This window comes from Bacillota bacterium, from assembly GCA_013314855.1.
Taxonomy (GTDB): Bacteria; Bacillota; Clostridia; order Acetivibrionales; family DUMC01; genus Ch48.
Window position 1 is genome coordinate 18,543 of sequence record JABUEW010000021.1, and the last position, 26,296, is coordinate 44,838.

The following is a 26,296-nucleotide window of genomic DNA, read 5'->3' on the forward strand; positions in this document are numbered from 1 at the left end:
TTCTCATGACTAATATATGTAAAATAAAATATGAGTGTTACGAATATAAATTAAATAAAATCACCAATTCCTCCTATTAATTGCAGATGTGGTTAAATGAAGACCAAAAGGTAGTGGTAAACAGTGGAAAACAACCGGGAATTTTATACAGTACGGGGGTATGAACTCCTTGAGCAGGAAAAAAGGCTTTTAACTTACGCTATGGAGGATTACCTTGAGATGATTTACAGGCACAGCCTTCAGGATGGATATATCCGAATAAATGTCCTTTCTGAACTATTGAATGTTAAACCTTCATCAGCAACCAAGATGGTCCAGAAACTTACTGCTATGGACTTATTGGATTATAAGAAGTACGGTATTATTCTGTTAACTAATAAGGGCAAAAAAATAGGGGAGTTTCTACTAAAAAGGCATAATATCATAGAAAAGTTTTTAAAAACTATAGGTGTAAAGGAGAACATATTGGTCCAGACAGAACTAATAGAGCACAATGTCAGCAATAGCACGCTTAATAGTATAAATATTCTAAATACTTTCTTTGAAAATAATCCCGATATTCTGGAAAAATTTATTTATTTTAAAAATGAAAAAACTGATATGTAAGCTTTTAAATTATGCATGATATACAGACGGGAGTATAGGTATTTAACTAATACGCAACTAAAAGCTTTTATTTGCTGAAGTATGAATGAAAACTACAATTTATTATTGACATATGCCCATAAAAATAATAGAATATATTATGGGCAAAAGCTAATAATATTTACAGGTAACAATGATGACTACTATATAGTTAAAGGGGTGTAGATTTTATGAAAATATGTATTTCATCGAAAGGAAACTCACTTGATAGTATGCTGGATTCCAGGTTTGGAAGGGCTGATTATTTTATCATAGTGGATACTGATACTATGGAGTTTGAAAGCATTGAAAATACTGCAGCAACGTCTGGAGGAGGTGCGGGAATTACATCAGGCCAGATGATGGTTGACAGGGATATAAAAGCTGTAATAACAGGCAATGTAGGGCCTAACGCGATGAGTGTTTTAAAGGCTGCAGATATTGATATATATAGAGGCATGGCTATTTCTGTGAAAGAAAATATCGAAAGCTTTAAGAGAGGACTTCTTGAGAAAATCGAAGCTACAGTACCGGCACATTCCGGCCTTGGAATAAATGGAGGGCAGAAATGAGAATTGCTGTTTTAAGCGGTAAGGGTGGTACAGGGAAAACTACCGTTTCTGCAAGTCTGGCAGCTTCATTGGAGTCATGCCAGTATATTGACTGTGATGTTGAAGAGCCTAACGGCTATATTTTTTTGAAACCCGAGTTATATCAAAATATTTCTGTAAAAGTGCTTGTACCTGAAATTGATGTTATGAAATGCAATGGTTGTGGAAAGTGCAGTAAGGTATGCCAGTTTAATGCAATTGCAGTTGTGAAAAGAAAGGTCCTTGTGTTTCCTGAAATATGTCATCACTGTGGGGCTTGTACAATAGCCTGCCCTAATGATGCAATACATGAAATTGAAAGAGAAATAGGGATTGTTGAAATGAATGGAGACGAGACATTTCTCCATGGCAAATTGAATATAGGAGAACCTATAAGCATTCCTATAATACAGGAACTCAAAAGGCATATAAAAAAAGATATGCCTGTAATTCTTGACTGTTCGCCTGGAGCGTCATGTACCGTAGTATGTTCTATTGAAGGATGCGATTATTGTATTCTTGTCACAGAACCAACACCTTTTGGCTTTCACGATTTGAAAATTGCGGTACAACTTGTAAGAAAAATGGAAATACCCTTTGGTGTAGTTGTAAATAAAGCTTCAGATGCCAGTAAGATTATACATGAGTTTTGTAAAAATGAAAATATCGAAATTCTTATGGAAATACCGTTTTCCCGGGAGATTGCAAGTGCATATTCGCAGGGAATACTTCCTACCCATAGCAGCATGGAATGGAAAGAAAAATTTAGAGAACTGTACAAGAAATTGGAAAGGGGTGCTGCAAAATGAAACAGGTTGTATTTATAAGCGGAAAAGGAGGAACAGGAAAAAGCACCCTGGTTTCATCATTGAGTATATTGGTGAAGGAGAAAGTTCTTGCAGACTGTGATGTAGATGCACCCAACCTGCATATCCTTCTAAAAGGAGAGACTCTAAAAAAGGAAGATTACTTTGGAGCAAAAGAAGCAAGTATCGATAATTGCTCTTGTGTGAAGTGTGGTGTATGTAGAGACACATGCAGGTTTGGCGCCATAAGTGAAGACATTAAGATAATACCCATGAAATGTGAAGGGTGCGGAGCTTGTGTACTAGTGTGCCCTCAGGGAGCAATACACCTTGAAGAGGTAAAAACGGGGGAAACATATGTATCTGCCACAAATAGGGGGACTTTTTCCCATGCATTACTTGACATTGGAGCGGAAGGTTCCGGAAAACTTGTTACAGAGGTAAGAAAAAACATATATAACTATAAAAAAGACGAAAAGTGGGTTTTAATAGATGGTTCTCCTGGCATAGGTTGCGTGGTTATAGCATCCATTACAGGGACTGATGCGGTAGTAGCAGTTGCTGAGCCCACAAAATCAGGCCTTAGCGACCTTGAGAGGGTTTTGGGTGTCGCACGCCATTTCCAAATTCCCGGATTTGTTTGTATAAATAAATATGATTTAAATCAGGAGGTTGCTTCACAAATAGAAGATTTTTGCAAAAAAAACAATTTTCCTGTAATTGGCAAAATACCTTTTGATCCTTCAATTGTGAAGGCACTGCAGGAATTTAAAACGCCGGTTGAAGTAGGAAATAGCAGTGTAACTGACAGGATTAAGAGTTTATGGGCAAGGCTTGAGGAGGAAATGGAGAAGCTTGATGAAAAAAAGTAACATGCGACAACCCTTAAATTAACTGGCACAACAGATTAATTAAAAAACATTTATAAAGGAGGATAAAAGCGTATGCGTATTGCAATATCTACAGAAGGAGAATATGTATCTCAGCACTTTGGCAGGTGCCAGCATTTTACATTGGTTGATATTGAAAATGGAGAAACAAAAAAAAGAGAAGTTATTCCAAATCCAGGACATTCCCCCGGATATATACCTCAATTTCTGCACCAAAGAGATGTGAATTGCATTGTCTGTGGAGGTATGGGTACACGTGCGGCAGGTTATTTTGAAGAATATGGGATTAAAATAATAACAGGTATAGAAGGAAAAATAGATGAAGTGGTCGCAAAGCTTGAGAAGGGTATACTTAAAGGTGGAAACAGTTTATGTACACCGGGGGCTGGAAAAGGTTACGGGGTGGAGAAGACAGAGTGTGACCATCCCCATGATAATTAATAACGAGTAACCAGGAGGTGATTGCAATGCCTTTGGGAGATGGAACAGGGCCTATGGGACAGGGACCTGGGGCAGGAAGAGGCTTAAGGTTCGGAAAAGGCAGGGGCAGAATGGGTGGCAATAGGGCAGGTGCAGGTCCCAGCGGAGATTGTGTGTGTCCTAATTGCGGAGAAAAAGTAATTCATCAGAGAGGAATACCTTGCTATTCCATAACGTGCCCGAAATGTGGAGCACGGATGACAAGGGGATAAATAACTTAATTTTTGCCTGATAATATATAGATAGTAGTGTACCGATAATAGTGTACCGTTATTGACATAGTGCCAAAATAGTGGTACTATTTTTCTTGTTTTTAAGAGCAAGAGCCCATAATAACAGATAAAGAACAAAATTGGAAAAAGGGAGTGGAAAAAAATGAAGGATGTTTCAGAAAAAAACAAAAAGAGTAATTGCAGTAATTGTGCAGATAAAGAAAAATGTGAGTCAGAAGGCTTCAAATGCAAAACCCATGAACTAAACGATATTAAGAAAACCGTTGCAATTTTGAGTGGCAAGGGAGGAGTGGGAAAGTCCCTTGTAACTTCGCTTTTGGCAGTAATGATGAGAAGAAGGGGTTATAGCACGGGAATTTTGGATGCAGATATTACTGGACCGTCAATACCCAAAATGTTTGGCGGGGATGGTTACAAGGTTGAAACCGGTGAATTTGGCATCTATCCCGCAAGAACCCATAATGATATAAAAATTATGTCAATAAATTTGCTTCTGGATAAAACAGATACTCCCGTTATATGGAGAGGACCCCTAATCGCAGGTGCAGTAAAACAGTTCTGGACCGATGTGATTTGGGGTAACCTTGATTACCTGTTATTCGATATGCCTCCGGGAACAGGTGATGTACCTTTGACCATATTCCAATCCATACCTTTGGACGGTATCATTATTGTAACCTCGCCTCAGGACCTTGTTTCACTTATTGTTAAAAAGGCTTACAACATGGCTAAAACCATGAATATGCCTGTAATTGGGATTATTGAAAACATGAGCTATGTTGTCTGCCCTGAATGCGGGAAACAGATAAATATTTTCGGAGAGAGTAAAGCTGAAAAGATTGCAAAAGAAATGGGTATACCATTTCTCGGGAGAATACCAATTGACCCTTATTTAGCAGAACTTTGCGATAAAGGAGAAATAGAAAAATTCAATAAGGATTATATGGACTATCCTTTAGATGCTATTGAGAATATTTCTGGTAGATAGATTTGATAGTGCGCATTTTATTTTTATGAAGAAAATGCTTCCGGTAACTAAATGTTCCAAGTCTTAAGAGCCTGTAAATTCACTTCGGGGCAAATCAAACTCGCAAAATAATTTGAATAGAATTTAATAATATTTATTTTCTTCAAAATTTGAAAATGCGCCCGATTTGATAGATAGTTTTGATAATACTACTGTTAATTTTATAAAATAGGTGGTAGAATATTTTTATAAAAAGATTAAGGGGATGATGAATAATTGGCAAGGCCTACTAAATGGAGAAGAGTTGAATTTATACCAAATGTTCAATATTTTGCTCCGGCAGATATTGAGGCTGATAATCTTAAGGAAAACATATTGAGAGTTGAAGAACTAGAGGCCATACGCCTTAAGGACCTTGAGGGATTGGAACAGGAGACTTGTGCAGAAAGGATGGAGATATCCCGACAGACTTTTCAAAGGATTCTCAATGCTGCAAGGGAAAAGATTGCTGATAGCTTGGTTACCGGAAAAGCCATCAGGATAGAAGGCGGCAATTACACACGCAATATATGTCCTGTTAAATGCCTTGATTGTGGCAAGGAGTGGAATGAAAGCTATGAAAATTATGAAAAAATATTGAATGGGGAATATAATTGTCCTGATTGTAATTCAAAAAGGGTGGTGTGCCATCGGAGAGAAAAGATGAAGTTTTGTGGAAGAAATTGCTGGAGGCACAGGCATGGGATATAAAACATGTAAGTTATATTATAAATGTAAGTTATATAAATTTTAAATACGCAAATATTTAATGCATAATATGGAGAGGAGAGATTGCATGATTCCAATCGAAGAACAAATTAAGATTATTGCAAAAGGTGCTGAAGAAATTATAACTATAGAAGACTTAAAAGCAAAGCTAACCATGGCACAAAAAGAGGGAAGGGCTCTCACGGTAAAGCTTGGACTCGATCCATCCGCACCTGACATCCACCTAGGCCATGCTGTTGTATTGCGAAAAATCAGGCAATTTCAGGACCTTGGCCATAAAGCCGTTATAATCATAGGTGATTTTACCGGCATGATAGGAGACCCTACAGGAAGGTCTAAAACCAGAAAGCAATTAAGTAAAGAAGAGGTTTTAGAGAACGCAAAGACATATGAAAAGCAAATTTTCAGAATACTTGACAGAGATAAGACAGAAGTGCGTTTCAATAGTGAATGGCTGGGGAAGCTGAATTTTGCTGATGTCATTTCCCTTGCGTCAAAGTATACCGTGGCCAGGATGCTTGAAAGGGAAGACTTCAAAAACAGATTTGAATCTCATGAAAGTATAAGTATCCATGAGTTTTTTTATCCCTTGATGCAGGGATATGATTCTGTTGTATTAAAAGCCGACGTTGAACTGGGAGGTACGGACCAGAGGTTTAATATCCTTATGGGGAGGACACTTCAGAAGGATTATGGCCAGGAGAGCCAGGTGGCTATATTAATGCCTATTCTTGAAGGGACTGATGGATTGGAAAAAATGAGCAAGAGTTTGGGCAATTACATTGGTGTCAACGAGAGCCCGGAGGATATGTACGGCAAAGTAATGTCCATACCTGATGAACTTATAATAAAATATTTCGAACTGGCTACGGACATACACCCTGATGAAGTTAACAGGATAAAGGCTACATTGGAAAGCGGAAATGTAAACCCAAGAGACGTAAAAATGCAACTTGCCCATGAGATAACAAAGTTATATCATGGCAATGCTGCGGCAGATGAAGCAGAGAAGCATTTTGTATCTGTATTCCAAAAAAAAGAAATACCAGAGGAAGTACCTGTTATCAATATGAACAAAGAAATGCTTATCAACGGTAAGGTTGACTTAATAAAAGTAATTACTTCCTCAGGTTTTGCACCCAGCAATAGTGAGGCAAGAAGATTAGTTGCCCAGGGGGCCGTAAAAATTAATGGAAGCCGGGTCGAGAACTTACAAGATGCAAATATAAAAAATGGTGATATTATCCAGGTTGGCAAAAGGAATTTTGTTAAGGTACTATTTTAACTTTTTAGCATGCAAATTTGAATGTTTTTACAGGAGGGGGGGACAAAGCATGGATACTATATTTTTAGATGATATCACCATTGAATTTAATGCCGAGGATTTTTTTAAGTTATTAAAGATGGATAATGATTATGATTACTCACCTGATGTGCTGAAGTTGTTTGAAGAAGGAAAGAAAATAGGGAGGCCTAAAGCCTTATATGGAATAGCATATATTGAGGATAGAGGAGAAGATTGGGTCGTGGTGGAAGGTATCCGTTTTACAAGCCGGATATTGAGCGTAAACCTGAAAGATGTTCACAGGGTATTCCCATATATTGTTACTTGTGGCAGGGAGCTTAATACATGGGCTAAATCTATTAATGACCCGGTTGAACGTTATTGGGCGGACACATTTTGTGAAATGGTTTTACGTGAGGCATTTAAAAAAATGAATGAAGATTTTAATAATAGGCTAAATCCCGGTAAAACTGCAACTATGAATCCGGGCTCCCTTGAAGATTGGCCTATAAGTGAGCAAAGGCAACTGTTTGCTTTAATGGGAGAAAAAGTTAAGGATACGGGGGTTGAATTGGCAGAAAGCTTTTTGATGATACCTGTAAAATCAATGTCGGGAATCAAATTCCCTACGGGATTCAATTATGAAAACTGTATGCTGTGCCCCAGGGAGAAGTGCCCGGGAAGAAGGGCAAAATATGACCCCGAGGCTTTTGAAAAAGGTTTGGGAATTGCTTACTAAAAATATTCCCCTTCCTTTATAATAAAATATGTTATAATAGATAAAAAAAACAATAAGGTATTCCTAAAAAGGAAATAACTTCTTTGGAGGGAATACATTTCTGCGGAAGGAATGAAAGGAGGTAAAAGAATGCAAATTTGCAAAATTAATGGAAAAACCAACGAAAACATAGATAAAGCCTATGAATATGCCAAAGAGGTTTATGGAGCCTATGGTGTGGACACAGAAGATGTGTTGAAAAAAATGAAGGATATCCAGGTATCTCTTCATTGCTGGCAGGGAGATGATGTAACAGGATTTGAGAAAGGAGTAGACGGCCTTTCGGGTGGAGGTATTATGGCAACGGGAAATTACCCTGGAAGGGCTAGGAATGGCGACGAATTGAGGCAAGATATTGAAAAGGCATTAAGCCTTATTCCGGGAAAACAACGTGTAAACCTCCATGCCATTTATGCAGAAACAGGGGATAAGTATGTAGATAGGGATAATCTTGATGTAAGCCATTTTAAAAGATGGATAGATTGGGCTAAGGAAAAGGGAATAGGTCTTGATTTTAACCCTACATTTTTTTCCCACAAGATGGCGGATTCCGGTTTTACCCTATCCAGCAAAGATAAAGAGGTACGTTCTTTCTGGATACGCCACGGGAAAAGGTGCAGGGAAATTGCTGCTGAAATGGGTAAGGAACTGGGTACCCCATGTGTAAACAATGTATGGATTCCCGACGGGATGAAGGATATTCCGGCCGATAGATTAGGCCATCGGCTTATACTTAAAGACTCCCTGGATAAATTGTTTGAAGAAAAATATGATAAAAACCATCTTATTGATTCTGTTGAGAGTAAATTGTTCGGAATAGGTTCTGAAAGTTATGTAGTCGGTTCTCACGAATTTTATATGGGATACGCACTTTCCAGGGATGTAGTGCTTTGCCTTGATACAGGGCACTTCCACCCCACAGAAGGTATTGCCGATAAAATATCATCAGTTCTTGCTTTTCAAGATGAACTGCTTTTACATATAAGCAGGGGCGTACGTTGGGACAGTGATCATGTAGTTTTGCTAAATGATGAAGTATTGGCAATTGCCCAAGAAGTCAAACGGGCTAATGCGTTTGAACGAGTACATTTTGCCCTTGACTTCTTTGATGCAAGTATTAACAGGATTACTGCATGGGTAATTGGAACAAGGTCTGTGCTGAAAGCTATTATGTTTGCTCTACTGGAGCCTACCGAATTGTTAAAGGAAGAAGAGAATAAAGGCAATTTCGGAAACCGTCTGGCTTTAATGGAAGAGATAAAGACGCTTCCTTTTTCAGCTGTTTGGAATAAGTATTGCAGTAGAAGTGGAGTGCCTGTAGGTTCAGAATGGCTGAATGATGTAAAAGAGTATGAAGAGAAGGTGCTTTTTAAGAGAAGTTAGGGATGAGATGTTAGAAGTTAGAGTTGAGAGATGAAGAACTAGGCTATTTAGTATTAGCTAATTTGGAAAGGGGACGGTTAAGTGTTCGATGAGATTTTGAATGAACTTGAAATAATATCACATGCTGTGGGAAATTCACCTGAATATGTACAGGGAGGTGGAGGCAATACCTCTGTCAAACTTGACAATAAATTGATGGCGGTTAAAGCATCAGGGTTTAAATTAAAACAAATCACTTCCAGTGAAGGTTTTGTAGTTGTAAATTATAAAAACATAAAGGAATACTTTCAAAACGTGGATCTTAATTCAGGCATCGATTACGAAAAAGACAGCATAAAATTTGCACAGGATAATGTTGTTGAACTGAAGGGCCTGGTAAAATTAAGACCTTCTGTGGAAGCAGGATTCCATTCTATCCTGAAAAGATACGTGATACACACCCATTCGGTATATGCAAATATTGTTTGCTGCTCGGAAGAAGGCCAAGAGCTTGTTGGTAAAATATTCCCTGAAAACGAATGGGATACCTTGTGGATCCCATATGTAAACCCGGGATTTTTTCTAACCTTAAAAATTATGGAAGGGATTAAATATTTTGAAAACGAAAAAGGGAGGTTCCCTGAAATAATTTTTATGGAAAATCATGGGCTTATAATTACTTCGAACAATAAATATTGTTGTATTGAACTTCATGAAAAAGTTAATAACCGTATTAGGGAATATCTTGGAGTAAAAGAAGATTACCCTGGGATTACTCTCAGTAAAAGAGAAAATAGCTATATAAGTAAAACAGAATATCTGATTGATTTCTTTAAAGAGAGCAATATAAGTAAGAAATTTTTTGAAGAAATTGTGTTATATCCGGACCAGCTGGTGTATCTAAATGATAGTGTTTCAATTGACGGAGAGGGAAATAAGCTCAATATTAACACAAAAACCGGTGAATTGATATATAATACCAATTATCAGGAAGCGCTAACCATCGAGGAAACCCTACTGGCCTACCTTTATGTAGTGAATAAGATAAAAGAATGTAAAATGAGTGTTAAGTCAATGACGAGAGTTCAGGTGGATTATATCCGCAACTGGGAAAGCGAAAGATACAGAAGAAAGTTAGTAGAAAAATCAGATGCTGGTAACATGGGATGAGGATTTATTTAATTTAGGTTAATTTATACAGGAGGCTGTAGAAATGATTACACCAGCCCCCCTGTATTTTTATTCTGTACATTTGTTTTTTGAGTAAAGGTAATTATACAGGATACCGTGCCGCAACTCATCGGTAATAATCTCAATCATTTTATTGATTTGATCCCTTCTTGAAAGGGCAAAAAGTATTTTTCTGTATTTTTCCACTGCCTTTTGCTCTCCCATAATTGCCGTCTTCAATCCTTCACAAAAGGATGAGGGCTTGACGAATTCACCTTCTGTTATACAGGGAATCATTTGCCCTGTTAATTCTTTATATAATTCTCTAAACATATCGAAATGTTTTATTTCATTATCCCGTATTTCCTTTATTATATTTTTATCCTCTTCTGAAGGAGCAGCACCTATTAAATATTCATAGAACAACCTGTCCTCAGTTTCCCCACCTATTGCTTCTTTAATAAGCTCAAGAGTTGTTTGTAAATCTCCGGGGCTTACCGGCATTCCAGGTGAAGACATTGTCAGGTTGTAGGGCATCGCCTGCCCATCCATGGTATCCATAGAATAACCCGGAACAGGAGCCGGCCATTGCAAAAAATCTCCTTCAATTACATCCTGGAAAAGCTGGGGCATTTGTGGCATAATATATTGGCCTTGCATATACATGCACGGCGGTATAAATTGCGTATACGGCATATTGCCTGTATTATAATACTTCACGGTTATCCCTCCATATTGCTCAGACCTTTTTTAAGCTTAAAGTTAGTGCTGTATAACATCCTGAGGTTAAAGTTTAATACTATGTAATATTTTATGAATTAATATAGAGAAGTGTTACACCATCGCTGTATTTCCTAAAAGATGCTAATTTGCGCCTACCTCAGTAAAAGGCATACCCTTTGCGCAAATGATTGTTGCTCCTGAGGCTGTTGCATATTCGGCATGGTCAGGAATGTGGAATTTTACACCGAATATTCTTTCCAACTGTTCAAAGATTCCCCGGGATTGAGGTACATTTGTAAGGTTACCCGTTAATACAACATCCCTTATGTTATCAATGCGCGTGGCGAAAACCGATATCATGCCAATAGTCTGAAAAACAAGATTTATTATGCCTAAGGCTATATCGGCCTTTGTTGCCAAATCACTGATTTTCCCAAAGTTTGATGCTGTAGTTTCAGGTGGGAGGTTTCCCACCTTTTTATCAATAGATATATCACCTATTGTCAGGTCAATATTTGAAAGGTTGCCACCCTGGGCAGTTTCAATTAAATCATCGAAACTTCTTACATTAAGCATAAGGCTTGATAATCCTAAAAGAGTTCCGCCACCGACACCTGTACCTCCCATATGTTTAACTTCTTTACTATCTGCAGCAACTAATGCTGTACCTGTGCCCATACTTACAATTATAGCCTTTTCCAGGCCGCTTAAAAACAAACCTCCCATGCCTGTGGCCAAGAATTCATCAACTTTACCTGTTGGGATCCCATAAAGCCTATCTTTTATAAAAGAAGAGCCAACCCCTGTTATCATAACCCTTTCTATATTATCAAGAGTAAATTTATTGAAACTTAGGAACTTGCCAAATGCTCCATAAACTGAAGAAATTGGGTCATTAGCCTTTACTATCATGGGACTTAATATCTTTTTGTTATCAAAGCCAACTATTTTTGTTGTACTTCCTCCTATATCAATTCCAATTATTTTACCCAAAACAATTCCCCTCTTCCTATATGGTTGTAATTAAACAATAAGCATTTCCGGTTGTCGTAGTTTCCGAATCTTAATAATTCTTAATAATTTAACGTCCTGTAACCATCCTGATAATTGCGATAGCAACACCGGTTATGCCTTCACCTCCCAGCAATCCCGATGCAGCAATATTACCTGTTTCATTGGAGCAGGGACGCCTGCGATCGGCTATAAAGCGTATAAGGCCGCCTAATAAAACAACGGATGATATTTCAAAGGGGAGGTACATTCCTATTCCTAATGTCATTACAGGTACTTTAAGGAGATAAAGGACTACACCTATAGTTATAGCTATCCAGAATACCAGGGGATTCCCAATGCCGTTAACCATCTGGCTTACAGCAAAAGCCTGGGCTGCAGGAAGACCCTTTTCTACACCTACGCCACCAAACTGGTTAATAATTGCAAACATGGATGCTGCTGCAACGACAGTACCTACTATACCTCCAACTGTTTGTGATATTAGCTGCGCTACGGGATTACTGCCAAGTATATAACCCGCTTTATAATCGTTAAGAAGGTCTCCTGCATAACCGCAAGATACCGCAACACAGGCAGCGATGAAAAATGCACCTGTTGCGTCAACATCAACGAATATCCTTATAGCCAGGAGAATTATTATCCCAAAAATTTCCATAGGATCAATACCTGTTTGCCCGGTAATCGTTGCGGCCATGGCAGAAGTAAGGAAAACTCCGGCTATAAGAAGGATTGACGGAATAATTCGCAGGCCGCAAGCTATAGAAAGTATAAAAGCTATTGCGACTGATATAACTGTTAATGTTCGGGAAGTATTATTAACACTTGAAGCATTTTTAGAGTTTTTGTTGTTACCTTGAGTATTTATTGTAGGCTTGCTGCTTTTACTTCTTGCTAAAACAGGCTTAATATTGGCAATTATGTATGAAATAAGAATTCCGGCACCAGTTCCCACCATGAGGCCTATTCCTATGGTACCCTTAAATGATACGGCGTCTTCAACGGATGGAAAGAGTTTTAATGTGATTCCAAGAGGAATTATCAATAAATAGGATAAAACTGCACCAAGAAACCAAACCCCTGTATAAAGTGTACCAATTAGGTAACCTGTCCCTATTGCCAGTGGTGAAACCCACAACCCAATAAAAAAGTTCCTGGCATAAAGCCAATTGGATACAATAACATCCGGTATCCATCGCAGGCTGTCCCTAAAAAAAGTAAACACAGTTGAAAATACCATCGTTCCGAATAACACGGCAGATTTTTTGCCGCCTGCATCTCCTGCTTTAATTGTTTCGGCTGCTGCAGCCCCTATAGGGTATGGAAGAGCCTCAACTTCAACAAACCTTGGCCTTAGTAGCCAGGTAAGCACTGTACCTAAAAGCATACCTGCCATAGCAATGGCCAATACTTTCCAGAAATGCTGCCTAAACATGTCCGGACCACTCCAAACGCCTGTAATCCACAGGCCAGGAAGAGTAAAAGCAAGGCCTCCTGCTATCATTGCCCCGGCAGACATGGCCGTCTTGGTAATATTTATCTCGTTAAAGGTTGTCTTGCCAAGAATTTTTAACAAAGCCATTGAGAGGACAGCCACGAAAATAGTAGGCCATGGTAGGGCACTCATCCTAAGAGCCGTATACATTGAACTTGCAGTAATTATACATGAACCGACAGCACCTATTAAAAGGCTTCTGAAGGATAATTGGTATATACCCGCAAAACTCCGTTCCTTCTCCGACGTATTCAACATAACAATACCTCCAATTTACTAGTGAATATATAGGCCTGACTATGTATTTATTGTATAATTATGCATATATAATAGCACTTACGAAAGGAAATGTAAACATGGTGGACCGTGCTGACTAAATAACAAATATAAAAAAACTACAAAATATCCGGAATAATTTATAGAATTAGTTTATAATATGAGATAACATAATTTAACATAATTTATTCAACGTGTATCAAATTTATAGTAAATTTATAGTATATTTAGCATGAAAGGAGATTTTTTATGGAACTTTTAAAAAATGTTGTTGACAATATTAAACCTGCTGATTATAAAGCTATGCAACACGCGGCCAAAAGACTGGATAGTCTCGTCAAACCTATAGGGAGTCTGGGAAGGCTGGAGGATATTGCGATTAAAATTGCAGGTATAAGTGGTAAGTTGAATAACTATATAAAGAAAAAATGTATAATTGTAATGGCTGCCGACAATGGAATATGTGAAGAAGGCGTAAGTTCTGTTCCGCAGATAATTACTGCCATGCAAGCTGTGAATATGACCAGGGGTTTGGCGGGTATAAGTGTTTTGTGCAGGCATGCCTATGCTGATCTAAGAGTAGTAGACATCGGCATAAAAGAAGATTATGATTGCGAAGACATTATTAACATGAAAATAAGGCGAGGAACCTGGAACTTTTCAAAGGGGCCTGCCATGACAAAGGAAGAAGCAATAAGAGGAATAGAAATAGGCATAAGGATAACGGAAGAATTAATCGCCGAAGGATATGACCTTATTGGAACAGGAGAGATGGGAATAGGAAACACAAGCAGCAGCAGTGCAATAATAATGAGCTTTACGGGCTTAAGCGCAGAAGAAGCTGTTGGCAAAGGAGCCGGACTAACAGACGAGGGACTTAAAAACAAGAAAAAAGTCATAAGCAGAGCAATCGAGATTAATAAACCCGACAAAAGCGACCCTATCGATGTGCTGTCAAAAGTAGGGGGATTTGATATTGCCGGACTTACAGGTTGCTTTTTAGCCGCTGCCCGTTACAGGATACCTGTTGTAATTGATGGAATTATTTCGGCTGCTGCCGCAATGATGGCATATAAAATAAATCCTTTTGCGAAAGATTATATGATACCTTCGCATATTTCAGAAGAACCGGGTTTTCAAATTGTCATGAAGGAAATGGGACTAATTCCTGTTTTAGACCTTGGTATGAGGCTGGGAGAAGGAACGGGTTGTGCCCTAATGTTTAATGTTATAGAAGCGGCTTTACGGATTATAAATGAAATGGCTACTTTTGAGCAAGTGAGCATGGAAAACGATTTTCTTGTGGATATAAGAAAAAGGATGTGAAAGGTATGGGAAAGCTAGTTTTTGTAACCGGCGGTGCTAGAAGCGGTAAAAGCAGATTTGCAGAAAAACTTGCAGCGGAACAGGGAAAAAAAGTGCTCTATATTGCCACATCAATTCCCTTTGATGATGAAATGAAAATAAGAATTGAAATACACAGGGCAAGAAGACCTGAAGAATGGGAAACAGTAGAAGCATACAGGGATTTAGATAAAGTAATTGAAAATAATTTAGCAGGAAAATCTGCAGTGCTATTAGACTGCATAACGGTTATGATAACCAATTTAATGGTTGAAAGCAATAGTAACTGGGACAAGATGAAAACTGATGAACTTTATAATATTGAAGCAGTAATTAATTGTGAAATAGATAAATTCATTTACACAGCAAAGAAAAAAGAACCTCTGTTTGTGGCAGTAAGCAACGAAGTAGGTATGGGCCTGGTACCTGAGTATGTTATGTCAAGGGTTTTCAGGGATATAGCCGGACGTATTAATCAAAAACTTGCTGATGCGGCAGATGAAGTTTTCTTTTGTGTATCGGGTATTCCGCTGAAAATTAAGTAGCAGCCTAAAAACTATATGGAAACTATATGGGGAAAGAGGTTGAGAATAGTTATGAAAACAGTAGTGAAAAGATTTTTGTTAATGCTTCAATTCCTTACTGCCATACCTGTACCTAAAGAAATAGAAGCAGATGACAGGGATCTGGGAGAAGGACTTGTTTTTGCAGTACCTGTTGGGCTTCTTATAGGAGGTATTCTTGCAGCATTTCATTATTTATTTTCTCTTATTTTTCCTCCATTGGTTGTTGCTATAATGTTGAATATTGTTTACATAAAAATTACCGGCGGACTTCATCTTGACGGGCTTGCAGATACTTTTGACGGTGTCCTTTCGCACAGGCCCAGGGAAAATATGTTGGAAATTATGAAAGATAGCAGGATTGGGACTCATGGGGTTTTGGCTTTGATATGTATATTGCTGCTTAATACAGCATTTTATTTTGAAGCAGATTATCTGGTTACAAGAGATGTTCTTAGAGCTATGATTGTTTTAATGCCTGTAATTGGTCGTACCGGCATGATAATTAGTGCGGGTATATCAGAGTATGCAAGAAGCGAAGGAGGATTGGGCAAGCCATTTATAAATTTTTGTGGTACAAAAGAGATTGTCATTGGAGTTATAATGTGTAGTGTAGTAATCATTTGCTTTAGAAACATTCAAATTACAGCAGCGGGAGTGGCTGCATTAATTTTTCCCTTTGGCGCTGCCGGATACTTTAATAAAAAGCTGCAAGGACTTACCGGAGATGTTTTAGGGGCAATATGCGAGATGACGCAGACATTTTTCTTGTTTATGGTTTTTGCCCTTAATGGAGGTATGGGCTTATGGAATTGATTATTGTCAGGCATGGTGAAACAGATGCCAATAGTGAAGGAGTGTTGTTAGGCTGTACCGATGTGAGCCTTAACAGGCGAGGGATACAGCAGGTGAAAAGGGCAGCAAAAAAGCTTAGGGAGTTAAAAGTTGATCGTGTTGAGGATATCTATTCGAGCCCTTTAAAAAGAGCGGTGCAAACAGCAGAAATAATAGGCAATGAATTGGGCTGCAAAAAAATAATTTATTCAGATGACCTTAAAGAAAGAAATTTTGGTGATTGGGAAGGGTTGACAGTAGAGGAAATAAGCCGGTTATATGAAAATGAATACAGGCTTTGGATAAATGATGTTGATTACTGTATGAAAAATGGAGAAGAGGTTTATGAGATGAAGGAAAGAATTAAGAGCTTTACAAAAAGGCTAATTGATTCCTCAAAGGATGATAAATACACGGATACGCATAAAAGGGAACATGGTACCGGGCAATGTACCCATATAATAGTAACCCATCTCGGATGTATAAGATATATGCTTGCTTTTCTGCTGGGTTTGCCCGATGAATATTCTTGGAGGTTCAGGGTTGGAACTGGAAGCTTGACAAGAGTATGCATAAATGAAGAGGGATATTCTTACCTTACTCTGCTTAACGGTTGATACAAAATCCGGGTTTTAGAAAAAATTAAAAAAAATTATTGACATATGCCCATAATTATATTAGAATAAATTATGGGCATATGTCAATAATAAATATACAAAACAGTTAAAGGTACATCTAATATAACTGGTGAAGATAAAAAAGGAAAAGGAGGTGAAAATAAATGCCAAGAGGAGATGGAACCGGTCCTATGGGAATGGGACCAATGACAGGCAGAGCAGCAGGTTTTTGCGCAGGGTTTTCCGTGCCTGGATACATGAATCCTTTTCCAAGATACGGTATTGGATTCGGAAGAGGCCGTGGATTCAGAAGAATGGCTTACCTCACAGGTCTTCCCGGATGGATACGTTTTGGATATCCGTGGATAGGCTTTGGGTATCCTGGGTATCCAATGTACTACGGAGGCGCTTACAGGACAGCACCTGCTGCTGATGAAAAAGAATTTTTAAAAATGCAGAAAGACTTTTTGGAAGAGCAGCTGAAGCAGGTTAATGAACAACTGGGCAATCTTGAAAAGGATACAGAATAAAAGATAAGATAAAAGATGCGCATTTTCCTCAAAAAAATAAAATGCGTACGGATAAAAGTTGTTGATTTTATTCTATTAAAAGTGGTATTATATAATCAGCATTTGTTAAATTTTAAACAAGATTGTAAACGAGGTTGAACTTTGAAAAATAAGTTATTGAAAATAGTGTTCTAATGTCGAGGAGTTTTCTGAGACAGAGGAAGATTAAACAGTAATTGGTTTACATTATTTGTAAGCTTGCATGTAACCCTTTCCCGGGAATCTTTCTCCTCCTCGGGGAAGGGTTTTTGTTTTGGATAAAAAGGAGGAACAAATAAGCATATTAAGGGGGCAAAATTAGGTATGATTGATACATTAAAAGTTAATACAGCGAAAACAGATATTAATACACCGAAAGTAGATATGAAAATAGCAGATACAGTTTATTTGTCAAAGGGAAATTTGAATGATACACCGCGAGGTGACAGGCTTCATATTGCTTTGTTCGGAAGGCGGAATGCTGGCAAATCAAGCCTTATAAATGCAATAACCCGGCAAAACATAGCTGTAGTTTCCGAGGTGGCAGGCACTACAACAGACCCTGTTTATAAAAGTATGGAAGTGTTGCCTTTGGGTCCTGTAGTATTTATAGATACACCGGGTATTGATGACGTGGGAGAACTTGGAAGGCTGAGAATTGAGAAAACCAGAGAGGTACTGAGAAAGACCGATATTGCCTTGCTTGTCTTAGGATGCGACATGGTATGGGGTGATGAGGAGGGACGTTTGGTAGAAGAGTTTAAGAAACGCTCTATACCTTTTATAATAGTCGCGAACCAACAGGACAAAGCTAAAAATATGGATGCTAGAAATATATATACAGGGAAAAACATTAATATGGTACCGGAAAATACGCCTATTGTCATGACTTCCGCTTTAACAGGTTATGGAATCGATAAATTAATTGAAGCACTGACAAAGGTTAAAAAAGAAGATGACCAAAGACTTCATTTGATTGACGGCATCGTAAAAGAGGGAGACCTTGTAATACTGGTAACTCCTATTGACAAAGCAGCTCCGAAGGGAAGGCTTATACTTCCCCAACAACAGGTTTTACGGGATATCCTGGACAATAATGCAATGGCCCTTGTGGTGCAAGATTCAAAATTGGAAGAAGCCCTTAAAAAACTACCTGAACCGCCTGCGATCGTTATAACCGATTCCCAGGTCTTTGATAGAGTAGGAAAAATACTTCATGAAAATATCCTTCTTACTTCTTTTTCAATTATTTATGCAAGACAAAAGGGGAATTTAAAGCTTTTTTATAGCGCAGTAAAAAAAATAGAAAAATTAAAAGATGGAGACTGTATCCTGGTAGCGGAGGGTTGTACCCACCATCGTAAAGATGATGATATAGGCACGGTAAAAATACCTACCCTTCTTAAAAAGAAAACGGGGAAAAAACTTGAATTTCACCATGTTTCGGGAGGTTTTTTTGAAGAAGACCTTTCTAAATACAGACTGGTTATCCATTGCGGCGCATGTATGCTTAACAAAAAGGAAATGGAGTATAGGCAGGAGCATGCGTTAAAAAGTGGTATTCCGATGATTAATTACGGGATTATTCTTGCATACTTGCACGGAATTCTTGATAGGGTATTGGAACCTTTTAAGAAAGAACTGGAATAGAGAATTAATTAGGAGGCGAAAATTAATGAGGTTTTTAGAAAAATATAAGGAAGAATTCAAAGAGTATGATTCAATGGAAAAGGATTTTATTGATGATGATAAAATCTGGAAACAGCTTAATAAGTGGGAAAACCCGTCAAAAGCCGACGTAAGAAGAGTTCTTGAAAAAGCAGCCCAAAAAGTACGCCTTGAGCCTGAGGAAATGGCAATCCTTATTCAAAACAAGGATAAGGAAACCATAGAAGAAATGTATGCTTTAGCAAACAAACTGAAAAGGGAAATATACGGCGATAGGATAGTTTTCTTTGCTCCGTTATATATCAGCAATAAATGTGCAAACAATTGTAAATACTGCGGCTTCCGGAACGAGAACGAGAAAATATCCAGGAGGACCCTTACCATGGATGAAATCTCTGAAGAAGTAAGGATAATGATAAACGAGGGGCAAAAAAGGACAGTACTCGTTTACGGAGAATCTCCGGAAACAGATATAGACTTTATTTGTAAGAGCATACAGCAAGTATATAGTACAAAGTGCAAGAACGGCGAAATCAGGAGGGCTAATATAAACTGTGCGCCCCTTTCGAGGGAGGAGCTTAAAAAACTGAAAGAGGCAGGGATAGGGACATATCAGGTGTTCCAGGAAACATATCACCATGAAACCTATAAAGAAGTACACCCTGAAAATACCATTAAGGGCCATTACCGCTGGCGGCTTTATGCACAGGACAGGGCCCAGGATGCAGGAATAGATGATGTGGCAATAGGAGCATTATTTGGACTGTATGATTGGAGATTTGAAGCAATGGGGTTACTTTACCATACAATCCACCTGGAAGAAAAGTATAATGGAGTAGGTCCTCATACCATATCTTTTCCGAGAATAGAACCGGCTATAGGTACCCCGTATGCTTCAAGTCCCAAATATGCTGTAAGTGATGAGGATTTTAAAAAACTTGTTGCTATTTTGCGGCTGTCGGTACCTTATACCGGACTGATACTGACTGCCAGGGAAAGGCCGGAAGTAAGGAGGGAAGTAATACCTGTAGGCGTGTCCCAAATTGATGCAGGTACTAGAATAGGAGTGGGAGGTTATAAGAAGTCGAAAGCAAATATGATTCCTGATAAAGAACAATTTCAGATAGGTGATACTAGGTCCCTGGACGATGTAATTAGGGAAACATGTGAAATGGGAAATATTCCATCCTTTTGTACCGCATGTTATAGGGCCGGTAGAACAGGAGAAGAATTTATGGATATTGCAAAATCAAGTTTTGTGCATAACTTCTGTATGCCTAATGCAATATTGACATTAAAAGAATATTTATTGGACTATGCTTCAAAAGAAACGAAAAAGGTTGGAGAAAAAGCTATAAAACAGTATGTTGATAAGATGACAAATGAAAGAATAAAAAACTTTATTATAGAGTCATTACAAAAAATGGAAATAGAAGGGAAACGTGATATAAGGGTTTAAGCATGTGAGCAGGAAATGAAATGAAATCAATGATTTAACCCGTAATACACTATTACTCACTTAAAAAGGAGGATGGCCAAGGCTGGGATGGATTGCGCAGAAAAGCTAATAAATGAACTTGAAGAAAGACATGACCTTGATATAGATGGTTTGAGTTATTTAATTGAGGTGGTACTTTTTGCATATTTCACAACTCGCTTGACATAAAACATTATTATGTCTAAAATGTTGATGATAATTATTATCATTAACATTTTAGGAGGAGTTTAATGTGGGGAGCATTGGTGCTAATATAGATTTAGGAAGCATTTTATTTGCATTCAGCTTGACATTGTTTGCAGGAATATCTGCAGGAATAGGAGGTCTTTTTACTACTTTTTGCAGAAAGACTAACACAAAATTTTTATCATTCATTTTGGGATTTTCAGCAGGAGTAATGGTTTACCTATCTTTTATGGAAATTCTCCCCGAAGCAAAAAGTTTCCTGGTGAATAAGTTGGGAGAACCTGCAGGCTTATGGGTTACTTCAGTTGCTTTTTTTGGCGGAGTGCTTATTATTGCAATAATTGATAAACTTATACCTTCAAGTGACAACCCTCATGTATCTCATAAAATAGAAGAAATACAAAGCTGTGATGTTAATTATAACAGGAAGAGACTTTTAAGGACAGGTTTGTTTACTGCATTTGCCATAACAATACATAATTTCCCTGAGGGGATTGCTTCTTTTGCATCAGCCCTTAAGGATCCTGCTCTTGGAATTATGATAGCAATTGCGATAGCTATACATAACATACCTGAAGGCATGGCTGTATCAATACCGGTTTTTTGTGCAACAGGGAGTAAGAAAAAAGCGTTTTTGCTTTCATTGGCTTCCGGATTATCAGAACCTTTAGGTGCTTTGGTGGGATTCCTGATACTTAAGCCATTTTTAAATGATATAGTTTTTGGTATTTTATTTGCAGCTGTAGCAGGTATAATGGTATATATTTCGTTTGATGAATTGCTTCCTATGGCAGAAGAATATGGAGAACATCATCTTGCCATCCTAGGCCTTATGGTAGGAATGGCTTTAATGGCAATAAGCCTGATATTGCTTATTATATAAATATATGTATTTGCATTGCCGACACCAGCTCAGCATGAACTATGGCGAGCAGGAGCTTATCCCTTTTTATATCACTGTTGAGAAGACCGGATTTTTATTTTATCCGGTTTTTTATTTTTCATTTCTAAAACATTGTTAGTAGTAACACATATATACTTATTTGAATATTATACTATAGACTCAAATTAAACATAATGCTTATTTTACCAAAGCATACGGTTATCAAAAAGAATACGCAGGATGTGCTATTCTAATTAAAACTGAAAGGAGGTCAACGGTATGACTGAAGACAGGGGCGTATGCGGATATCCTGCTTATGGAAGCTGTAATTGGATAATCTGGCTATTAATAATTCTGGTTGTAATTTGCTTATTATGCCCGGGCATTTTCGGCGGCTTAGGATATGGCTACAAAGAATAAATAAACATAATGAATTTTATATGTTAAGCTATTATATGTCCAACGCATATTCATAGTGTAAAAATGAAAATCGTTGAAACGTTGGACATATAATATTTTTTATATTTATTAAATACAAGGTTAATGTGGTATATTATAATAAATATTAAAAACGGCAGAAAATATTATAAAAAAGCAAAGGTAAAAAGAATTGGAAAGGAAAGGTAGAAGCAATGTTAGAGGCAGTGATTTTTGACATGGATGGGGTCATAATAGATAGCGAGCCCATATACCATGAAGTTGAGATGGGAATGTTTAAAGAATTTGGCCTTGATTTGACCGATAAACATAGACATATGTATGCTGGGGTGAGGACAGTGGACATGTGGGTGGAATTAAAAGAGAAATACGATATTCCGCTGTCAATAGAAGAATTGGTAAAAATAGAAGCAGAAAGAGTAAGGGCATGCCTTAAGGCAAAAAATGCAATTGAGCCTGTTTGTGGTATTAGAGAATTGTTGGAGAAATTACATAAAAATAACATTAAGATTGCCTTGGCTTCTTCAAGCAGTATGGCGGATATAGAAATAGTATTAAACGAAACAGGATTGAAAGAGTACTTTTCGGTTATCGTAAGCGGGGACCATGTTGAAAGAGGGAAACCGGCCCCCGATATATTCTTGCATGCTGTATCCAAGCTTGGTGCAGAACCTGAAAATTGCATTGTTATTGAAGATGCAAGCAGTGGAGTTAAAGCTGCAAAGGCTGCCCGTTTGAAGTGCATAGCATACAGGAATCCTAATTCAGGTAATCAGGACCTGTCTGAAGCGGATATGGTTGTGGAAAGCTTTTATGATGTTATTTCCATGCTTTAATTGCTAAACATTAAATATACAGGTCTTTGCGGTTAAACAATGCAATTCCTCCAGGGTACGTTAGATTTTGAATATAGGATAACTACTTGCCTTTTCTATTTGTAGTGGATAAGCATTTTTTGGAGGAATGTGCATATCATGGCAAAACTTTAAAAATTTATTTTAAATTTAATAGTCCATTTTGATTTTCACCAAATATTAAATATGGTATAATAGCATCAGACAATAATAAAGGTGGTGAATTTATATGAAGTGGGAAGAAGTAAGACAAGCATACCCGCATCAATGGGTTAAGCTTAAAGTTTTAAAAAGTCATCTAGAAGATAACAAAGAGTATATTGAAGAAATGGAAGTAATAAAAACAATCGACAGCGATTTGGAAGCTGGAAGAGAGCTTGGAAAATGCAAAGAGAGCGAGGTTGTTTACCATACTTTCCATGAAGAAATATATCTTGAGATAAGAAATATATTTGGATTCAGGGTGGCAAAATAGATGAATGTATACTTGTTTGACAGGCTTATCTGTACTGATATAACAGTTACTTTTAATGGTAAGTCCAAGACTTTAAAAAATGTTGTAGTAGATACAGGCGCAGCGCAATCAATCATCAATTCCATTTTTGTTGCTGATTTGGAAATTGCACCAAGCTTCAAGGATAAGATGGTTAAAACCAGAGGAATTGGTGGAGATTTGGAGTTTTTTTATAGGACCGTAGATGAACTGAAAATCGGGGACTTCACTTTTAAAAACTATGAAATCGACTTTGGAGAAATTGATCCCAAAGGCGAAATATCAGGTTTAATCGGCCTGGACTTACTAAATGAACTTCGTGCTGTTATAGATGTAGAAATTCCTATAATCTACAATAAAACTTAAAATTATAGAATCCATTTTAACGTGTTTCAAGTGCATAGCATACACGAATCCTAATTTAGGTAATCAGGACCTGTCTGAAGCGGATATGGTTGTGGAAAGCTTTTATGACGTTATTTCCATGCTTTAATTTCTAAGCATTATATATACAGGTCTTTGCGGTTAAACAATACAATTCCCCCATGATACATAACAACTAAGTGTTTTATTTTTATCTCAATATTCCGGCAATATTCTGAACTATCCATTGACTTAGAATGGGTGTTTCGATAGAATATATGCATGGAAAGTAATTTATAGCGGCTTGAATAAAAATATCCGGAGGAATTATATTATGGCAAGTAATGTGAAAATAAAAAATAAAGACATAATTAATATCCTCACAGAGGTAAAAGAAAGCATGTTCAAGATATTTGGTGTTAAACTTAGAAAGGTTATTTTATTTGGATCTTATGCCAGAAACGAAGCCGATAAAGAATCTGACGTGGATATTCTACTCTTAATTGACGATGAACAAGAGAATATTAAACGCTATCATGATTCTATTGTTGATACTATGGTGAAATTATCTTTAAAATATGGACTTGTAGTGTCAATAACAGAACAGGAGTACAAACAATATATGAAGTATATTACATTTGTACCTTTCTATGCGAATGTAAATAATGAGGGAGTGGAATTCTATGTTAGATAATCAAAATGACCTAAGTAAGTACAGATTAGAAAAATCCAAGGAGGATTTGCTTAGTTCAAAATTATTATTCGAAAATGGTTTATACAAACAATCGGTAAATCGTTCATATTATTCTATATTTCATGCAACAAGAGCATTATTAGCCTTGGATAAATTTGATTCTAAAAAGCACTCAGGAATAATTGCATATTTTAATCAGAAATATATTGCGACTGGGAAAATTGAAATAGAGTTTTCCAAGATACTTATGAGTGCACAAAAAATCAGGAATAGTAGTGACTACGATGAGTTTTATATAGTAAGTATAAAAGATGCTGAGAATCAAATTAATAATGCAACAAAATTTATAGATAGAATTGAAAAGTTTCTAACACAGACATAACAGCATTGTTACTTCAAGTAAAATTTTTCGACCTGGGTAATAGCTTTCATCTAAAAAGCATAGGTTACACCTTACAAATTATCTTCTCAAGGCTTAATTTTGGATTCATTTGTATATACCACTTTCACAATATTGAGAATTCAATTGCTATTCCGAATTACCTCGATTACAATCTCGATTGCTGCGATTGCTGGTTGCTACGGTTCTACGGGCGCATTTTCTTTTTATGAAGAAATAAATACCAATTACTTTAAAAATCCTCAATTTCGGGCATTTCGAGATTTTGTGAAATTTAGTGTAAGTTGATAAACTGTTTTATAAACATACAACTTGAAAGGTATAAGCAAATAGAAATATATTGGTTGTTTGATTATCGCTATTATATATGCAAAACATTTTAGCTATATACAAATTGACAAATATAGATAATTGTAATATAATATGTCATATAGATGATATACAAACAAAAGGTGGTGAAGTAAATGAAAATTAATTCTACCGAACTGCAAAACAACTTCGGGAAATATCTTCAATTGGCCGAAACCCAAAGCATATATATTGAAAAGAAGGGCAGCGACAGTATTTTCAAGCTTGAAAAGGTAGAAAGGAAAGAAATGCTTGGTAAAATACTGGATAGTTTATATGGATGCTTGAGGGGAACCGGGCTTGAAAATGTCAATTCAGAAGAGATTATATATCAGAGAGTAAGTGAAAAACTTAATCCGAGCAAACAGGTGATGAAAAATGGTCAAGAAAAGAAAAATACTCGTTGATACCAATATAATTCTGGATTTATTATTGGCAAGACAGCCCTTTGCCGAAGAGGCCAGGGACATATTCTTAAAAGCTGCAAATGAAGAAATAGAAATTTATGTTACCAGTTGCAGTATAAATACGCTTATTTATTTTATGGAAAAGACTATTGGTTATGAATTGACAAGAGAAATCATAAACAATTTTTTGCAAATAGCAAAAGGCATAGATATAACCATAAATGACATTCAAAAAGCATTTAATAATACGGCAATAACTGATACGGAAGATGCTATACAGATGCAGGGAGCTATTAAAGCAGGAATGGATTTAATATTAACGAGGGATTGCAATTTCCTTAAAATAGATACAATGGATATACCTGTCCTATCACCGGCTGATTATTTAAAGCATTGAAATCAATGGGGGATAAATTGGGTAGATCAACTTATAGTTCTGTTATTTCAGACTTGGAAAATATGACTAAATAATCTTAGTCCCTTAAGGTCAAAATTCATCTCAAAGTGGAAAAAAATCAGAATGAAGTTACCTGAATACCAGCTAATTCAGGCACTACAAACAGATTCTTTACTCTGAGTCCAGTTGTTATTACAGTCTTACCCAATTTGGTCAAATAGTATTTGTATGTACCCTTAATTTTCTTTATTAGTCCATGAACATGAAGTCTCTTAATAATCCGGGAAATTGAAGCAGAACTCA

The 26,296-nt window shown here is 37.1% G+C and carries 31 protein-coding genes; 28 read left to right on the forward strand and 3 right to left on the reverse strand.

Going from position 1 to position 26,296, the window contains the following annotated elements; all coding sequences use genetic code 11:
• Positions 1–201: 201 nt before the first annotated feature.
• From HPY74_05250 to HPY74_05305, 12 genes are all read left to right on the forward strand, one after another.
• Entirely contained in the window at positions 202–606 is a 405-nt protein-coding gene (locus HPY74_05250) for a DtxR family transcriptional regulator (GenBank protein ID NSW90086.1), read from the forward strand.
• A 209-nt stretch (positions 607–815) separates the two neighbouring features.
• On the forward strand, positions 816–1,196 hold the full coding sequence (locus tag HPY74_05255) for a NifB/NifX family molybdenum-iron cluster-binding protein (GenBank protein NSW90087.1): 381 nt from the start codon (positions 816–818) through the stop codon (positions 1,194–1,196).
• On the forward strand, positions 1,193–2,023 hold the full coding sequence (locus HPY74_05260; GenBank protein NSW90088.1) for a 4Fe-4S binding protein: 831 nt from the start codon (positions 1,193–1,195) through the stop codon (positions 2,021–2,023). The genes HPY74_05255 and HPY74_05260 overlap by 4 nt, the downstream gene beginning before the upstream one ends.
• On the forward strand, positions 2,020–2,892 hold the full coding sequence (locus HPY74_05265) for a 4Fe-4S binding protein (GenBank protein ID NSW90089.1): 873 nt from the start codon (positions 2,020–2,022) through the stop codon (positions 2,890–2,892). Before HPY74_05260 ends, HPY74_05265 begins: the two co-directional genes overlap by 4 nt.
• A 72-nt stretch (positions 2,893–2,964) precedes the next feature.
• Complete coding sequence (locus HPY74_05270; GenBank protein ID NSW90090.1) at positions 2,965–3,351, forward strand: dinitrogenase iron-molybdenum cofactor; 387 nt, start codon at positions 2,965–2,967, stop codon at positions 3,349–3,351.
• 53 nt (positions 3,352–3,404) lie between these two features.
• Positions 3,405–3,602 carry a hypothetical protein gene (locus HPY74_05275; protein NSW90091.1) on the forward strand — a complete coding sequence of 66 codons (198 nt, stop codon included), beginning with the start codon at positions 3,405–3,407 and terminating at the stop codon, positions 3,600–3,602.
• A 163-nt stretch (positions 3,603–3,765) separates the two neighbouring features.
• Positions 3,766–4,611, forward strand: a complete 846-nt coding sequence (locus HPY74_05280; GenBank protein ID NSW90092.1) for an Mrp/NBP35 family ATP-binding protein — start codon at positions 3,766–3,768, stop codon at positions 4,609–4,611.
• A 255-nt stretch (positions 4,612–4,866) separates the two neighbouring features.
• Positions 4,867–5,340, forward strand: coding sequence for a DUF134 domain-containing protein (locus HPY74_05285; GenBank protein NSW90093.1), 474 nt, complete (start codon positions 4,867–4,869; stop codon positions 5,338–5,340).
• Positions 5,341–5,425: 85 nt separating this feature from the next.
• Positions 5,426–6,643: a tyrosine--tRNA ligase gene (locus tag HPY74_05290; GenBank protein NSW90094.1), complete on the forward strand. Its 1,218-nt coding sequence runs from the start codon at positions 5,426–5,428 to the stop codon at positions 6,641–6,643.
• Positions 6,644–6,692: 49 nt separating this feature from the next.
• On the forward strand, positions 6,693–7,382 hold the full coding sequence (locus HPY74_05295) for a vitamin B12 dependent methionine synthase (protein NSW90095.1): 690 nt from the start codon (positions 6,693–6,695) through the stop codon (positions 7,380–7,382).
• 129 nt (positions 7,383–7,511) lie between these two features.
• Positions 7,512–8,804, forward strand: a complete 1,293-nt coding sequence (locus HPY74_05300) for an L-rhamnose isomerase (protein ID NSW90096.1) — start codon at positions 7,512–7,514, stop codon at positions 8,802–8,804.
• 81 nt (positions 8,805–8,885) lie between these two features.
• Positions 8,886–9,953 carry a class II aldolase gene (locus tag HPY74_05305; protein ID NSW90097.1) on the forward strand — a complete coding sequence of 356 codons (1,068 nt, stop codon included), beginning with the start codon at positions 8,886–8,888 and terminating at the stop codon, positions 9,951–9,953.
• A gap of 69 nt (positions 9,954–10,022) precedes the next feature.
• On the opposite strand, the gene HPY74_05310 is transcribed toward HPY74_05305, so the two are convergent.
• The 3 genes from HPY74_05310 to HPY74_05320 form a co-directional block, all read right to left on the reverse strand.
• Positions 10,023–10,649 carry a ferritin-like domain-containing protein gene (locus HPY74_05310; GenBank protein NSW90098.1) on the reverse strand — a complete coding sequence of 209 codons (627 nt, stop codon included), beginning with the start codon at positions 10,647–10,649 and terminating at the stop codon, positions 10,023–10,025.
• 168 nt (positions 10,650–10,817) lie between these two features.
• On the reverse strand, positions 10,818–11,669 hold the full coding sequence (coaW, locus tag HPY74_05315) for a type II pantothenate kinase (protein ID NSW90099.1): 852 nt from the start codon (positions 11,667–11,669) through the stop codon (positions 10,818–10,820).
• An 88-nt stretch (positions 11,670–11,757) separates the two neighbouring features.
• Complete coding sequence (locus HPY74_05320; protein NSW90100.1) at positions 11,758–13,440, reverse strand: OPT/YSL family transporter; 1,683 nt, start codon at positions 13,438–13,440, stop codon at positions 11,758–11,760.
• Between the two features lie 267 nt (positions 13,441–13,707).
• Between HPY74_05320 and cobT the strand changes: the two genes are divergently transcribed.
• The 16 genes from cobT to HPY74_05400 all read left to right on the forward strand — a co-directional run bounded on the left by cobT (position 13,708) and on the right by HPY74_05400 (position 25,993).
• Entirely contained in the window at positions 13,708–14,784 is a 1,077-nt protein-coding gene (cobT, locus tag HPY74_05325) for a nicotinate-nucleotide--dimethylbenzimidazole phosphoribosyltransferase (protein NSW90101.1), read from the forward strand.
• 5 nt (positions 14,785–14,789) lie between these two features.
• Positions 14,790–15,347 carry a bifunctional adenosylcobinamide kinase/adenosylcobinamide-phosphate guanylyltransferase gene (cobU, locus tag HPY74_05330; GenBank protein NSW90102.1) on the forward strand — a complete coding sequence of 186 codons (558 nt, stop codon included), beginning with the start codon at positions 14,790–14,792 and terminating at the stop codon, positions 15,345–15,347.
• Positions 15,348–15,398: 51 nt separating this feature from the next.
• Entirely contained in the window at positions 15,399–16,181 is a 783-nt protein-coding gene (gene cobS, locus HPY74_05335; GenBank protein NSW90103.1) for an adenosylcobinamide-GDP ribazoletransferase, read from the forward strand.
• Positions 16,172–16,816: a histidine phosphatase family protein gene (locus HPY74_05340; protein NSW90104.1), complete on the forward strand. Its 645-nt coding sequence runs from the start codon at positions 16,172–16,174 to the stop codon at positions 16,814–16,816. The genes cobS and HPY74_05340 overlap by 10 nt, the downstream gene beginning before the upstream one ends.
• Positions 16,817–16,980: 164 nt before the next feature.
• Positions 16,981–17,346, forward strand: coding sequence for a DUF5320 domain-containing protein (locus HPY74_05345; GenBank protein NSW90105.1), 366 nt, complete (start codon positions 16,981–16,983; stop codon positions 17,344–17,346).
• A 441-nt stretch (positions 17,347–17,787) separates the two neighbouring features.
• Positions 17,788–19,014: a [FeFe] hydrogenase H-cluster maturation GTPase HydF gene (gene hydF / locus HPY74_05350; GenBank protein NSW90106.1), complete on the forward strand. Its 1,227-nt coding sequence runs from the start codon at positions 17,788–17,790 to the stop codon at positions 19,012–19,014.
• A gap of 25 nt (positions 19,015–19,039) precedes the next feature.
• On the forward strand, positions 19,040–20,491 hold the full coding sequence (gene hydG / locus HPY74_05355; GenBank protein NSW90107.1) for a [FeFe] hydrogenase H-cluster radical SAM maturase HydG: 1,452 nt from the start codon (positions 19,040–19,042) through the stop codon (positions 20,489–20,491).
• A 292-nt stretch (positions 20,492–20,783) separates the two neighbouring features.
• Complete coding sequence (zupT, locus tag HPY74_05360) at positions 20,784–21,599, forward strand: zinc transporter ZupT (GenBank protein ID NSW90108.1); 816 nt, start codon at positions 20,784–20,786, stop codon at positions 21,597–21,599.
• Positions 21,600–21,878: 279 nt separating this feature from the next.
• Positions 21,879–22,019, forward strand: coding sequence for a hypothetical protein (locus tag HPY74_05365; protein NSW90109.1), 141 nt, complete (start codon positions 21,879–21,881; stop codon positions 22,017–22,019).
• A gap of 212 nt (positions 22,020–22,231) precedes the next feature.
• On the forward strand, positions 22,232–22,873 hold the full coding sequence (locus HPY74_05370; protein ID NSW90110.1) for an HAD family hydrolase: 642 nt from the start codon (positions 22,232–22,234) through the stop codon (positions 22,871–22,873).
• Between the two features lie 247 nt (positions 22,874–23,120).
• A complete protein-coding gene (locus tag HPY74_05375) occupies positions 23,121–23,366 on the forward strand; it encodes a hypothetical protein (protein ID NSW90111.1) in 246 nt (81 codons plus the stop codon).
• Positions 23,367–23,750, forward strand: a complete 384-nt coding sequence (locus HPY74_05380; GenBank protein NSW90112.1) for a retropepsin-like domain-containing protein — start codon at positions 23,367–23,369, stop codon at positions 23,748–23,750.
• 331 nt (positions 23,751–24,081) lie between these two features.
• Positions 24,082–24,441: a nucleotidyltransferase domain-containing protein gene (locus tag HPY74_05385; protein NSW90113.1), complete on the forward strand. Its 360-nt coding sequence runs from the start codon at positions 24,082–24,084 to the stop codon at positions 24,439–24,441.
• Entirely contained in the window at positions 24,431–24,823 is a 393-nt protein-coding gene (locus HPY74_05390; GenBank protein ID NSW90114.1) for a HEPN domain-containing protein, read from the forward strand. The genes HPY74_05385 and HPY74_05390 overlap by 11 nt, the downstream gene beginning before the upstream one ends.
• Before the next feature lie 482 nt (positions 24,824–25,305).
• Positions 25,306–25,596 (forward strand): hypothetical protein, encoded by a 291-nt coding sequence (locus HPY74_05395; protein ID NSW90115.1) that lies wholly within the window; start codon positions 25,306–25,308, stop codon positions 25,594–25,596.
• A complete protein-coding gene (locus tag HPY74_05400) occupies positions 25,568–25,993 on the forward strand; it encodes a type II toxin-antitoxin system VapC family toxin (GenBank protein ID NSW90116.1) in 426 nt (141 codons plus the stop codon). The genes HPY74_05395 and HPY74_05400 overlap by 29 nt, the downstream gene beginning before the upstream one ends.
• The last annotated feature ends 303 nt before the right edge of the window (positions 25,994–26,296 follow it).

Coding starts and splice junctions, on each gene's coding strand:
- HPY74_05250 (NSW90086.1), top strand. CDS start 202: ATGGAGGATTACCTTGAGATGATTTACAGGCACAGCCTTCAGGATGGA.
- HPY74_05255 (NSW90087.1), top strand. CDS start 816: ATGAAAATATGTATTTCATCGAAAGGAAACTCACTTGATAGTATGCTG.
- HPY74_05260 (NSW90088.1), top strand. CDS start 1,193: ATGAGAATTGCTGTTTTAAGCGGTAAGGGTGGTACAGGGAAAACTACC.
- HPY74_05265 (NSW90089.1), top strand. CDS start 2,020: ATGAAACAGGTTGTATTTATAAGCGGAAAAGGAGGAACAGGAAAAAGC.
- HPY74_05270 (NSW90090.1), top strand. CDS start 2,965: ATGCGTATTGCAATATCTACAGAAGGAGAATATGTATCTCAGCACTTT.
- HPY74_05275 (NSW90091.1), top strand. CDS start 3,405: ATGGGACAGGGACCTGGGGCAGGAAGAGGCTTAAGGTTCGGAAAAGGC.
- HPY74_05280 (NSW90092.1), top strand. CDS start 3,766: ATGAAGGATGTTTCAGAAAAAAACAAAAAGAGTAATTGCAGTAATTGT.
- HPY74_05290 (NSW90094.1), top strand. CDS start 5,426: ATGATTCCAATCGAAGAACAAATTAAGATTATTGCAAAAGGTGCTGAA.
- HPY74_05295 (NSW90095.1), top strand. CDS start 6,693: ATGGATACTATATTTTTAGATGATATCACCATTGAATTTAATGCCGAG.
- HPY74_05300 (NSW90096.1), top strand. CDS start 7,512: ATGCAAATTTGCAAAATTAATGGAAAAACCAACGAAAACATAGATAAA.
- HPY74_05310 (NSW90098.1), bottom strand. CDS start 10,649: ATGCCGTATACGCAATTTATACCGCCGTGCATGTATATGCAAGGCCAA.
- HPY74_05320 (NSW90100.1), bottom strand. CDS start 13,440: ATGTTGAATACGTCGGAGAAGGAACGGAGTTTTGCGGGTATATACCAA.
- cobT (NSW90101.1), top strand. CDS start 13,708: ATGGAACTTTTAAAAAATGTTGTTGACAATATTAAACCTGCTGATTAT.
- cobU (NSW90102.1), top strand. CDS start 14,790: ATGGGAAAGCTAGTTTTTGTAACCGGCGGTGCTAGAAGCGGTAAAAGC.
- cobS (NSW90103.1), top strand. CDS start 15,399: ATGAAAACAGTAGTGAAAAGATTTTTGTTAATGCTTCAATTCCTTACT.
- HPY74_05340 (NSW90104.1), top strand. CDS start 16,172: ATGGAATTGATTATTGTCAGGCATGGTGAAACAGATGCCAATAGTGAA.
- HPY74_05345 (NSW90105.1), top strand. CDS start 16,981: ATGCCAAGAGGAGATGGAACCGGTCCTATGGGAATGGGACCAATGACA.
- hydG (NSW90107.1), top strand. CDS start 19,040: ATGAGGTTTTTAGAAAAATATAAGGAAGAATTCAAAGAGTATGATTCA.
- HPY74_05365 (NSW90109.1), top strand. CDS start 21,879: ATGACTGAAGACAGGGGCGTATGCGGATATCCTGCTTATGGAAGCTGT.
- HPY74_05370 (NSW90110.1), top strand. CDS start 22,232: ATGTTAGAGGCAGTGATTTTTGACATGGATGGGGTCATAATAGATAGC.
- HPY74_05375 (NSW90111.1), top strand. CDS start 23,121: ATGAAGTGGGAAGAAGTAAGACAAGCATACCCGCATCAATGGGTTAAG.
- HPY74_05380 (NSW90112.1), top strand. CDS start 23,367: ATGAATGTATACTTGTTTGACAGGCTTATCTGTACTGATATAACAGTT.
- HPY74_05385 (NSW90113.1), top strand. CDS start 24,082: ATGGCAAGTAATGTGAAAATAAAAAATAAAGACATAATTAATATCCTC.
- HPY74_05390 (NSW90114.1), top strand. CDS start 24,431: ATGTTAGATAATCAAAATGACCTAAGTAAGTACAGATTAGAAAAATCC.
- HPY74_05395 (NSW90115.1), top strand. CDS start 25,306: ATGAAAATTAATTCTACCGAACTGCAAAACAACTTCGGGAAATATCTT.
- HPY74_05400 (NSW90116.1), top strand. CDS start 25,568: ATGGTCAAGAAAAGAAAAATACTCGTTGATACCAATATAATTCTGGAT.